This window comes from Tichowtungia aerotolerans (genome assembly GCF_009905215.1).
Classification (GTDB): domain Bacteria; phylum Verrucomicrobiota; class Kiritimatiellia; order Kiritimatiellales; family Tichowtungiaceae; genus Tichowtungia; species Tichowtungia aerotolerans.
Genome location: NZ_CP047593.1, coordinates 1,634,174 through 1,647,077, shown reverse-complemented (window position 1 = coordinate 1,647,077; position 12,904 = coordinate 1,634,174). Strand labels below are relative to the sequence as shown.

The window sequence follows — 12,904 nt, the reverse complement described above, 5'->3', positions numbered from 1 at the left end:
GAACACGACGGCTTCCCTCCCGGAACTACCGCTATCGTTTCTGTTCCGTCGGCGCCATATTAAACCCTTTACCGCCACCCCTTTGAGACGCCTCCGGATATTCTTTTGGCATATCGGCCCGACGCTGATAGAGACGAAGCGGGTCGCCGTGTGGAAGCAGATCCACCACATCGGGACCACGCCAGATTCCGGTGTATTCGCCGCCGGCCACCTCTTCTGTATGCTCCACAGTTTCGAGTTCATGACTCAGTTCCACCGCACTGCCCTCGGAAACGGTCGGAAAAATCGCCAGCCCGTTTTCCACACGGCATTCTACCGGGTTGCCATCGACTGAAAACGTCACCTTTTCCGGCATCCAGGGATGCAGGCGGATTGCTACGACGCCGTCCTGCTTCACTTTTGCACAGATGTACCCTTCGTTCGGATAGCCGACTTCAACCGACACGCTTTCCGTCTCTTTTTCAATCGGCAGGTTAACCACCAGCATATCCGGCGTCTCAGAGATCACGCGATCCCAGACCAGCTTCAGGGCCTGCGGAGCCGTCCCGACACAACAGCCGGCAATCGATCGAAAACGGCTCAGAGAGATTGAATTAGGCAGCGCGCCGCCGGACCAGCCGCCGATCACTCGTTCATCAATGTCCTGATAGGTTCGGGCTACGGTAGCTTCCTGAGTATTGTCGACCGCAACAAACTTACCGTCTTTAACCTGATTTTCCTCCAACTGATTGCGGATAAAAAGGTTCAGATCGTTCCAGCATTCATCATATCCGGCTTCAATCAGTTCCGTACAGCACTCAATCATATCTTTGATACAGCAGGTCTCACAATGCTCCTCATCCATCGGATGCCACTGCGCATATTCCGGAACCCAACCAAAAGAGGAGGACAGGGAACGGACATAATCGTAAATCGCTTTCCCTTTTTCAATATATCGACTCTCTTTGGCAATACGCCCGAGACGAACCAATCCGCTAGCGACCCAAACCGCTGAGTGAACGTGCCCGAAGAATTCCATTTTCCAGTTAAAATAGCGGCTGACGCCCAGCAGATGGTTGGCAATACCAATCGCCAGATCCAGAGCGATTTCATCCCCAGCCTGATCATAACGTACCGTCAACGCATGCAGCATCATGCCGTTGCGAATGGAGAGCTCGCCACGACCGGTATGACAACTCTGATCAAACCCGCCATCCCGCAAATAAACATCGTTGGGAAACTCATAAATCACCTCCGGCTCTTCATAATCCCCGGACCAGAATGTTTTGGTCTTGCGCTGAATGATCAGCTTACGCATTCCCCGCACCAATTCTGACGCACGTCGTTCGGCCTCTTTATCGTCCGGATTGTTAGCCAGCATACGGTTAAGCGCTGATAGAATATAGGCCATTTCATGAAAGGAGCTATGGTTGGTTTTGCTCCAGGGGTAGTCTTCATGGTAACGCAATCCGTGCTCTCCCCATGACTTCATAATATGCCGGCGAAAGGAAGCTTCAACATCCGCCCCTTTTTCTTCTCCCAGAATGTCGCGGACCGAAACAATTGCTTCGTACCACGATGCAACCAGTTCAGCATCATCCACCCGGCAGTGCTCCGCCCATGCCGGATTTTCATTAATGCCGATCAACCAGTACGGCAGGTTATCATAGTCCGGGTCGACCATAGAAGTCAGATAATGAAGTGCCCGCGATGCGGTGGCACGCAGATCGTACTTGTCGTAAACAACTGTCATTCGATTTCCTTTCATTTAAATCCATCAGAAGTTCGGAGCGGATATGCCCTCAACCCAGCTTGTAGGATAACCCTACCATATGCCCGGCGGTTGTCCAGACGAAAAGCGGTCTGTCCCGAACCACCTATCTCCAAACGATCGCTTTTAGCGCAAACAGCAAGGGGCTCTGCGATAAACATCACCCTAAGGACTCAAGCCCGCCTCAAGAATCACCTCACCGATCTCGAACCGAACATACTCGCCAGAAGTATTCACTGAACCGCCGCTCTGTCCTTCAACAGCAACACGATAGCGTTCCGCAGAAGCCCACTCGGTTTTCAGAGCAAACGTATCGGTCGCACTCATCATATCGCTGTACGTCTCATAGACTCCATCCCGGCCCAAGGTAATACTCCACACCAATTGAGATCCGGTGCCATCGAGCTGCAACTCAACCGAATCAATCAAAGCCGTATCCAAAACCACCGTGTCCAGCAGATCTGTGCCATCCTCGGGGTTCAGTCCGACTTCGGCTTTCCAGCCGACAACCAAACTGCCGTTCGCCCGCAAACTGACGGAGAACACAGTTTTCATGTTGCGCATGCTGACAGCGACCCCATGAGCCGTGAGCCCAAAGTGAAAAATCGTGTCGCCGTCCTGAACACCTGCTGCGTGAGAGTACGAAAATTCATTAATTTTAAGAGACACCGGATTGGACCAGAAATCGGCGGCGGAAACACTGTCGGAAAGAAGTGTTGCTCTTTTGCTGGAGGCGTCGAACGCCGACAATGTCAGCGCTGATCCAGACTCGGTCGCAGCTGAATACCCGGCATTTGCATACACGCTCCAGAATCCGGCGATGGAATCGCTGTCTTCTACCGCGCCGTTATCAAACCGATCAACCACTCCGGTAAAAAACGGAGTGACTGTAAAAAACCATGAGGAATCTCCCCCCATCGGGATCGACGTGCCAGCGAAGTTGTCATTTGCACTGACCGCCGTCAGCAAAGAAGGGGTCCACGGCGACAGACTGCGCGATCCAAAAACCTGATAAGCGGCTCCGGGAATCGAGCTCCATGCCAAGCGAACAAACCGGGACCGGGACTCCGGCTGAATGGACAGAAGCTCCGGCACCCCGGCCGAAACCCTCATCGCGGGATCAACATCCCTGCGCTGTCCGGCGATACAAACACGATATTCATCAACAAAAATGTCCGACCCTTCGGAAAATCCGGCATACAATCCGGCTTTAAAATACGGCCCCAGCGGGGCATCGACAAATGTCTGCCCGGATTCAATCAGGTCGAACCGCTGTTCTCCTTCAGAATCACGAATGTACAAGGTGAAAAAACCGTTGGTATAAGAAAACCGTGCATGGACAAACAGATCGGTCCACTCTTCTTTCTGCACCGGGCGCAAGCCCAAAACATCCGCACTGTTCGCGCCGATATTGCGCATCCAAACTCCCCAGCTGCCGCCGCTTATTTTGACGTGATAATTCCCGCCTTCAAAATCCGGCGGCTGATAACCGATAAACTGCGAAACTGTCCCGGTCTCCGCATCCGGCAGGCTTTGAGGAATAAACAGCGACCACCCGGCCCAGATTTCTGTCTCCAGGGGGATCCGTTGCGCCGCACTTTCCGTGCGGCCATCCAGCATCACATAGTGTCCCGAAAAAAAACCGGAACGAACCGGCGAGGCAACGACAGCTGGCGTGATGGAGCCGTCATGGTTGCTGCTGCTCGGATTTTTCCACTGGGATAAATCGCCGGTTTCATAGTCGATTGTTTCAATCAGTGACTGCCCCCGGACCTCCCGGGAGAAAAGCAGGACGACCACCAGTCCCACTAAAACCATCAACCCGGATTTTGAACCCACCGGACCGGTTAAGATATATCGAGACACGCTCATAAAACTCCACCGGACTCAAACCCTCAATCGATACATACCAACCGGATTTCCGCTGCAAACTTTCCGACCGGTCCTGCTTCCCATTCATGTGCCGGACAAACGCACCACAACCGGGCTTCAGACCATCGGGCTACTCCAGCCCGATCCGGTAAAAGGCGGAAGCATTGTTGACCGTGGTGGTGTACGAGGTTTCACCGGCCTGTCCGACAATATTAGACTCAGCCACTCCCCACGCCGGAGAAACCAGGTCCAGATTGGTCAAGATGCTGTACTTTTTGCCCGCAACGGAATACCAGGTCACAATCAAACTGTTCCCGTCCGGAACGGTCGAAGAAACAGCAAATACGGAAGTTTCATCGGCTGGATTCGTTCCCGCCAGATACTCCTCCCAGGCCAGGAGACCGTCCCCGTCCGAATCCGTCAGATCAGCGTTCTCATAATCAGCATCAGACACCAATCCGGAATAATAGGTATCCAGCCATGAATGAGGAGTTCCGCGGGTTGTCTGAGAGTCGGAAACAATCATGGAAATGATAACCTCTCCGATATCGATCTGCACCGATTCCCCGGCGCCGACCGAACCTCCGCTCTGCCCTTCCAGAGCAACCCGATAGCGGCCTGCGGCATCCCATTCTGTTTTCAGGGTTGCCGTATCAGCAACGCTGAGCGTGTTGGAATAAGTTTCATACACTCCACCGCGGCCGATAACGACAGACCACGCCAGCTGCGAACCCGTCCCGTCCAGCTGCAACTCAATGGAATCCACCAACAGCGGATCTGCAATCGTGGTATCCAGGACATCATTCCCATCCTCGGGATTCACCGAAACTGACGTTTTCCAGCCGACGATCAGACTTCCGCTACGACGCAGACTGACCGCAAATGCGTCCTTCATATTACGCATGGAGGTGGCAACTCCATGATCTGTGAATCCGAAATGAAAAATCGTATCCGAATCCGTCACACCAGGCGTGTGAGAAAATGAAAATTCATTTACAGCCAGGGAAACCGGGTCGGCCCATAAATTCATAACACCATCGCTCGCTGACAGCAGCGTTGCCCTTTGGCTGCTTGCTTCGGCTGCAGTAAGCGTCAGTGTTGACGCAACTTCCTCAGCGGTCGCATTAACATTTGTGGACAAACCCCAGAATCCTGAAAGGGTATCGCTGTTCTCGACGACTCCATTGTCAAACCCATCTGTAATATCGGTTCCCGGCCCCGAAGCTGCAACGACAGGAGAAATCACAATCGCCCCGATATCGACCTGCACCGATTCCCCGGCGCCGACCGAACCTCCGCTCTGCCCTTCCAGAGCAACCCGATAGCGGCCTGCGGCATCCCATTCTGTTTTCAGGGTTGCCGTATCAGCAACGCTGAGCGTGTTGGAATAAGTTTCATACACTCCACCGCGGCCGATAACGACAGACCACGCCAGCTGCGAACCCGTCCCGTCCAGCTGCAATTCAATCGAATCCACCAACAGCGGATCTGCAATCGTGGTATCCAGGACATCATTCCCATCCTCGGGATTCACCGAAACTGTCGTTTTCCAGCCGACGATCAGACTTCCGCTGCGACGCAGACTGACCGCAAACACGTCCTTCATGTTACGCATGGAGGTGGCGACTCCATGATCACTGAAGCCGAAATGAAAAATCGTATCCGAATCCGTCACACCGGACGTGTGAGAAAATGAAAACTCATTTACAGCCAGGGAAACCGGATCGGCCCAGAAATTCATAACACCATCGCTCGCTGACAGCAGCGTTGCCCTTTGGCTGCTTGCTTCGGCTGCAGTAAGCGTCAGTGTTGACGCATCTTCCTGGGCAGTAGCATTGATATTTGTGGACAAACTCCAGAATCCCGTAAGAGTATCGCTGTCCGCAACCACTCCATTGTCAAACCCATCTGTAACAGCAGCTCCGGCGTGGCTAAGAGCGAACAAACACAATATAATTAAGGTGCTGTACATCTTCATATTCCCGTCCTCCTCATCTTTATTTTCAGTCAAATGAAATCGGTTTTTCTCGATATGCGCACATCGCAGCGCCCCCTAAGGTTGTAGGATAATATGACATTATATCTGGCAACAGTCAACCAAAAACCACTCCAACCCATAAACTTCGAGACCTATTTCCTGTCGGGCAGTCCGCCCTCCAGCAGGGGGTCCCCTGTAGTCTTTTGCCACTGAACCAACCGGTCAGTCAGGTTATTCTTAACGTCTGCAACAGAAGGATTTTCCGCCAGATTCCTCTGCTCCAACGGGTCGAAAAACAGATCATAGAGCTGCACATCCTCCTCCCAGTACGCACCCCAGTCGTGCGCATCGAACAATTCCCGGGAGAGCCCCGCATCGCAGCAGTGCGGAGCAGCGGCTAATTCGCGATAAAAATGAATAAGCTTATACCGATCGGTTCGGATGCTGCGATGCGGGAAACAGACCCCGCCATGATAGTTGATTTCGAAAAAGATGGATTCGTGCAACCGATCGACCGTCCCGGCCACCAGCGGATGGAGACTTTTTCCGGCAAGCCAAACCGGTTTTTCCACACCCGCCAATTCGCAGAGGGTTGGAAACAGGTCCATCTGCGTGACTATAGCATCGATCACTTTGCCACCCCGGAAGACCGAGCCAGTCGGTCCACGCATCATCAGCATGACGCCGGTACCCTGATCGCTCAGCGAACATTTCATGTTCGGAAACGGCGATCCGTGATCCGTCGTAATGATAACCAGCGTCTGCTCAGACAAGCCGGTTTTTTCCAAAGTACTCATCAGGTTCGCCACCGCCTGATCGTAGACTTCGACCGCCCGGGCATAGTCGGCGTAGTCTTGCCGGATTTCGAGCGTATCGGGAAGCGGAGCGGGAGGACGACAATAGCGCGCATCGCCGAGAGCCTTGCCGGCGTCACTAAAAAATCCTCCCCCAAGGCGGTGCGTTTCAGCGATGCCGATATCCAAAAAGAAGGGGGCTTCGTGATGGCGCTCAAGATAGGCCTGCGCCATAGGGACGACTTCCAAAGCGCGACAGTCTTTGGTCACATTGATTTCATCGTACCCGATCGCCTCCGGCGCAGCCCAGTCGGTGATGTGCTGAAACCCGAACAGGGCGGACTTGTACCCTGCCCGCCGCAACGTGTGCAGTATGTGCTCGCTGTAGTCGTTGAGCCGGAATCCAAAGTGCGCCAGATCATACATCCCCGCACAATGCGCCGGCTGCCCGGTAAGCAGGGATGCACGACTTGGCGAACAGGTGGGCGACTGGCAAAACGCGTTACGGAACAACACCCCCTCTTCGGCAAATGCCTGCATCGCCGGACTCTTTACCGAATACCCGTAAGGCTGGATATACCGACCGGTATCATGCGAGTGGATATAGATAATATTCAAAGGTTTCATTGTGCGACGGCCTGTTCCGCTTTAAATGCAACTCCGAGGAGTCCCGATGCCGGGATGACGATGTTTTCACCCAGATCTGTTCTGGTTTCGAACGGTTCCTCCAAGATCTGGTACCAGAGAATTTCCTTCTCCGGGAACAGGGTGGTCAGGTTGACCGGAACTGCATCCTGTGCTTCGTTTTCAACAAAGGCGAATTTTGTGAAACGACGAATGTTCAGGTCGCGGCTCTCGGGCGTTACCGGATAAACGGCTCCGACATCTGTGCTCGTCAAAAAGGCTGCCAGCACTTTCGCCTCGGCGTCATTCAGCGCGTTCAGCGCAATGCCGTCACCGCCGAAATAAAGATAGAAGTTATCTTTTTTAATCAGCGCCGCAGAATCTCCGAATGTGGCAACCTCCTCAACTCCCGGCAACAGCTGATCCCGCGTCACACTTTCCTGGGACGCCGCCACGGAAATGTTTCCAAGAAGGCCCGCGGCAACTTTTCCGAGCGGCCGCTGCAAAACAATCTCGCAGTCCTGATACTCCCACGGACCGATTTCCACCGGCCCCTGAACCATTCCTCCGTTCCCTTTGTTATCGATAACGCGGACCACCAGTGTATTCACGCCTTCCCGAACCAGCTTTTGTGGAATTCGATACTTGCGCGCCGCCTTCCAGTAGTTCGGAACCGAGGTATCGGTTTTACCAATCGACACACCATTGAAAAAAGCCTCATCCTGATCGTCAATGGCACGAGCATAAAACGTAAGGTCCGCATCGGACAGGGAGTCTGGAATTTCAAACTGCACAGCATACCAGCCGACCCCATCATAGCCGGTGTAGCGTCCCCGACTGATCGCCTCATCTTCCCAGGCACCCGGAACCGCCAGCGAATCCCATCCGGAAAAGTCCTCCAGCGCAGGAAATCCTTTTGTCTCGCCAGCCTCCTCCGGATCGGTGGTAAAAAACCATTTCCGGGAAAGATTCACAGAACAGCCGGATAGCCCGCTCTGCTCGGCCGCCAGCTCGACACGCGGACGAAGCAACATGTTTTCGAGCGCCGGACGAACCCCGGTTCCGTAATTGGCCAAGGCATCCACATCCATGCGTCCGGCCATCAATACCGGCTGAGTGCATGTACTCAGGACATTACTCACCGCACCAAGATCCATTCGGGTCAGGTTCAGCACAATCGCCTCATAGTCATTTAAAACCGTTGGATCACGAAGAATTGTCTGGCCTGTAAAAAGGTCATAATCGACATCCATTTGTCCCAGCAGGCCGGCGATACCTGTAAAGCCGGACTCCGGAGTTAATGAAGAAACAACGATGGCCAGCCTTGCCTTCTGGAACCCATCGGCATTGTTGAAAAACCAGGAGACCTCCGGCCAGATTTTCCAATGATCACGAAGCCAGCGGTCAAATCCCAGAGCGTGTTCAAATTTCCGCCCGGGGAAATACTGCCAGCCGATAATCCCGCCGCCACAGGCAAGCATCTCGGAAAAATATTTGGCATTATCCTGAAAGATCCACATTTCCCCGGCATACCACGGCATCCCCGTCGGACGGAACTTATGGGACATGCCCACAATCTCATAGTGATCGGTAATCGAGTCGGCACCCTCCGGCGGGTTATCAAACCACCAGCGACAGTATGTGGGAAAGTTTTCGCTGATGCCCTTAACCCGCGTCACGCGCTGCAGGTCGTGCGACACATTGTAATTAATCAGATGGTCGGGATCCTTCGCTTTGATCTGCTCCACCAAATCTTTAGCAATCCCGTTGTAGACAGACATACAATAGGCATAGAAATCACGAAGCCGGGTCATGTCCTTAAAACTCATATAGGGGTATTTTCGCAGCAGCTCGTGCGGAGCAAAAATGGTTTCATCGTCCCAGCTTTCATTGTCTCCCAGGCTGTTTTCAGGCTGGAATTTCCCGGTCCGGCTCCACGCAGCCTGCAGAACCTCGCGAGTTCCATATTTATTCTTCAGCCACTGGTTCCATGCCGTCCGCAACAGATACGCATCCGACACATTGCTGCGATCGGGATGGTCAAACATCAGCGGGGTGTTTTCGTCGAGATTGGGCTCATTGGCAATAATTTCGTAGACGAGCAGCATCGGCTCGTCGTAACAGAGATCAACCAGCCGGTCAAAGACCATAGAGAGGAACGGCCCTGACGCATTCGGAGAGCCGACAAAGCGATCCAGCCCGGCATACCAATGGTGGAGATCCATGATCACGTAAATTTCATACTTAGTGCAATAATCGAGGACTTTCTGCAGGTGATCAAAATACTCCTTGTCGTACTCGCCCGTATCACAGTCAATCTCCATCACATGCGAACGCGTCACCAGACGGATCGTATTGAAGCCCATCAGATGGAGGTTCCGAAAATCCGACTCATCATACTCTATCAGACTCCCCATATCGAAATCACACGGACGCTCCAGGATCGTCTGCACCGGTGCACCGACCAGATTGTAGTTAAGGCCCCACGGGATCAGCTTGCTGCCGTCCGGATGATGGAAAAAGCGGCCGTCGCGATAGGCAAATGCCTTGTGCTCGAGCGCATAGGACCGAAAGGCCTCATTAATGCTTTCCGCCAACTCTTCAAACCGATCCCGATCACGGAAATCGCGCCGGACGGAAATCTGCGTCAACTCCTCCAGCGTTGCCTGCAGCTCCGCCGGAGTTCCCATGATACCGACGCGGCGCTCGGCAATTTTTACCCGCGAAGGAAATGCCGCGACCGCCAGCCACTGGTTGGCTTGCGCATGAAGCGCTTCCGTCTTTGCAACCAGCTCTTCGCTCGTTTGCCGAAACGCGTCAAGAGGGGAATCCGAAACCTGCCTTATCCCGGCCAGTTTTTCGACAAGCTCCGCAGTCTGAGTTTCCAGTACAGACAGTTCCGCCGGCACAAAAACCAGATCATATTTTTCCTCCAGTTCAGCCGATGCTTTCCGGACATACGAAAGTTTCTGCTCCGTATATTCGAGCTGACGCCACATGCGGTTGATATCACGACGCCGGCGACAGGAGTCGATTTCCTTTCCACCCTCTCCGCGAATAACGATATCTGCCACCACCCCGAAGCCGAGCTGAGACTTATTGGGATACCCCAGGCGCAGGAAACGGGTCGTAATCGGCTGCGGCAAAACAATTTCATGATGGCGTTTGGGATACACCTTCATGGTTTTCGGCGGCTGGTAAAAGGTTTTCCAATTAATGCCGTCTTCAGAATACTGGGCAACGTAGGCGGCCGGACCTAAGTCACGACAGAGATTGCGATTTTCATCACGGTCCCATCTGGGACTGGAAAACGGCCGGGGCAGCGTCGCCGCCATTCGCCAGCCCGTTACCTTCGTCGGCATGCGCAGATCTATCGTAATGAAGATATTCGCCTGATTGCGCGGCTGCCGCCACGATGAATTCAGATCATCGTTAAAGGCATAACGGACATCGCGCAACAGGTGATTATCCTGCACCCGTCCCGGGGGGGCGTAAAGAACCGCCACGCTGTTGACCGGACCGGCATCCGCGGCTTCGGTCGGAACAAAACCGACCTGCGTGCGAGGCTCAATTTTCACTGCCTTGTCGCGGAACACAATGTCCGCCAGCGCCAGCCCCTGATACTCCGCACTTTTCTTATAGGGAGTGAACCCGACCAGCAGCCGTTTGAACGGTGGAAACCCAAAAGGAATTTTCGCTGTGCGAATCTCGTCACCGGCTGACAGCGTAAGCTCCATTTTCCCGTCGGCCTGCTGCTTCCAGTTCATGACCAGCTGATGACTGGTTCCCTTTGTCCACTCAAACGGAATTTTGATTTTATGGTAATGGCCGCCAAAGGATTCACGGCTCCAGAACGACACCAGCACCACCTGCTCAACATGAAGATAGGCCGCAGTAAACCCGAACCCATCAGCACCGGTCATCGTCAAAAAATCCTGCCGTGTGAGGCCGGGCTTTTCATCATCGATCATCGCCAGATCCATGGAAACGGATCCTTCACTACCCTGCAGGCAGTTATCCAACTCGTACGCACTTCCGCCGCGGCCCTCAACTTTCAGATAGGTTTTTTCGTCAGCCTCCAGCAGCGCAAAGGGCGGTAAAGAAACCGTGGAGCTCAATGAAACGCGCGCACCCGCCCGCTCACGGCCGACAAAGAAGTCCTGCGCTCTTGCGCGCCCGAATGGTCCGGCAAGCAGCAAACTACAGATGGTCAACTGAAGCCAGCGGGTGTATCGTGTAGTCATCATGAACGTGCTCTCCTGTCTGCTGTTAAACTGTATCACTTTCTATTGCTTCAGGAAAGGTTCGGCCTCTCCGGTCAGCACCTGCAACCAATATATTGCCTTGACAATTTTCGGAAGAGATCCTACAACTTGTCGCATCATCCTACAAGTTGAATGTTAAAAAATGATGCAGGCTTAAAAGCCGCAATTTTAAAAAGACAGGATATGACCATGAGAAAACGCGTGCACATTCCTCCGGAGGACCGAATTCCTCAATATCAGAAAGTTCTGTTCTCTTTTGGAGGAAAAATGGATTACATCGCCACCGGCATGCTGACAGGGATTCTCTGGATGCCTTTCTTCAATATCGGCCTGGGCATGAAACCTGCGACGCTGGGTTTAATTCTGATGGCATTGCGCGGATGGGATGCCATCACCGACCCGATTATGGGCAACATTTCCGATAACACCCGCACTCGCTGGGGCCGGCGGCGCCCCTTCATTCTTCTTGGCGCCATTCTCACTGCCTGTTTTTTCCCCGCATTCTGGTTTATGCCGGAAACACTGAGCGAAACCGGAAAAATAACTTATCTGATTCTTATCGGCATCTCCTTTTTCACCTGCTTCACCGTATGGTCCATGCCGTACTACAGCATGCAGATGGAGCTTACACCCAATTACGATGAGCGAACCCGCCTGATGGCATGGTTCACGTTCTTCGGAAAGCTTACCGCACTGGCCGGAGGCTGGATGCTCTCCCTGCTCAGCTCCTCCCTCTTTGCCAACCCGGAAACCGGCGAACCGGACATTGTGCACGGCATGCAGGTCGCCTGCTGGTTCATTGCCGGCATGATTGTATTCATGGGTATACTCCCGGCGATCGTCGGAAAAGAACGATACTACCAAAAAGACGCCTCCAAACAGGCCAAAGATCCTTTCAGTAAAAGCCTGAAAGAATCCGTTACCTGTGGACCGATGTGGTGCCTGATCGGCGTCGCCTTCTTCCTGACCCTGGGCTCTTACTCCATCAGCAGTCTGGTGCAATACATCAACATCTACTTTATCAGCGGCGGCGAAATCAGCGTCGGCGCAACACTCGTCGGCTGGAAAACCACCGTCCTGGTCGTCACCGGAATCTGCTGCATTCCGCTCTGGACCAAAGTAGGCGAGATACTGGACAAGCGCACCACCCTGCTCTGCATGCTGGCGCTGGCCATCATCGGACAGTTACTGAATATCTTCTGCCTGCGGCCGGACATGCCTTATCTACAATTAATTCCCGCCGTGTTCGAAGCAGCCTCCATCACCGCGATCTGGCTGTTTCTGCCCTCTATGAAAGCGGATGTGGCAGACTACGACGAATTGAAAACGCACCGTCGCCGCGAAGGGTCACTCAACGCCTTTTTCTCCTGGTTTATGAAAGCGGCCATGACCGGCGCCATGGGAGTAGGCGGACTGGTTCTAACCGTGTCCGGCTTTGATGCAGCAATTGGAGAACAGCCACCCGAAGTGCTCTCACGTATGTTTACCCTGTTTATTTCACTTCCCGTGGTGATGTGGTCGCTGGCCCTGCTGATGGTCATTCTCTATCCGCTTTCCCGCAAGCGCATGGCCGAAATCCGGGAACAGCTGGAAGCTCGCCGCGGCAAAGTCTGATTTTTTC

Annotated in this window: 6 protein-coding genes; 1 reads left to right on the top strand and 5 read right to left on the bottom strand. The window is 53.5% G+C overall.

Going from position 1 to position 12,904, the window contains the following annotated elements:
* Nucleotides 1-31: 31 nt before the first annotated feature.
* From GT409_RS06755 to GT409_RS06735, 5 genes are all read right to left on the bottom strand, one after another.
* Nucleotides 32-1,732, bottom strand: a complete 1,701-nt coding sequence (locus GT409_RS06755) for a glycoside hydrolase family protein (RefSeq protein WP_160628192.1) — start codon at nucleotides 1,730-1,732, stop codon at nucleotides 32-34.
* 183 nt (nucleotides 1,733-1,915) lie between these two features.
* Nucleotides 1,916-3,622: a heparin lyase I family protein gene (locus GT409_RS06750; protein WP_160628191.1), complete on the bottom strand. Its 1,707-nt coding sequence runs from the start codon at nucleotides 3,620-3,622 to the stop codon at nucleotides 1,916-1,918.
* Nucleotides 3,623-3,752: 130 nt separating this feature from the next.
* Entirely contained in the window at nucleotides 3,753-5,600 is a 1,848-nt protein-coding gene (locus GT409_RS06745; protein ID WP_160628190.1) for a hypothetical protein, read from the bottom strand.
* 152 nt (nucleotides 5,601-5,752) lie between these two features.
* The gene (locus GT409_RS06740; protein ID WP_160628188.1) at nucleotides 5,753-7,021 is read right to left on the bottom strand and encodes a sulfatase family protein; all 1,269 of its coding nucleotides are present in this window, start codon (nucleotides 7,019-7,021) and stop codon (nucleotides 5,753-5,755) included.
* Nucleotides 7,018-11,265, bottom strand: a complete 4,248-nt coding sequence (locus GT409_RS06735; protein WP_160628187.1) for a cellulase family glycosylhydrolase — start codon at nucleotides 11,263-11,265, stop codon at nucleotides 7,018-7,020. The genes GT409_RS06740 and GT409_RS06735 overlap by 4 nt, the downstream gene beginning before the upstream one ends.
* A gap of 207 nt (nucleotides 11,266-11,472) precedes the next feature.
* On the opposite strand from GT409_RS06735, the gene GT409_RS06730 reads away from it, so the two are divergent.
* On the top strand, nucleotides 11,473-12,897 hold the full coding sequence (locus GT409_RS06730; protein ID WP_160628185.1) for an MFS transporter: 1,425 nt from the start codon (nucleotides 11,473-11,475) through the stop codon (nucleotides 12,895-12,897).
* The last annotated feature ends 7 nt before the right edge of the window (nucleotides 12,898-12,904 follow it).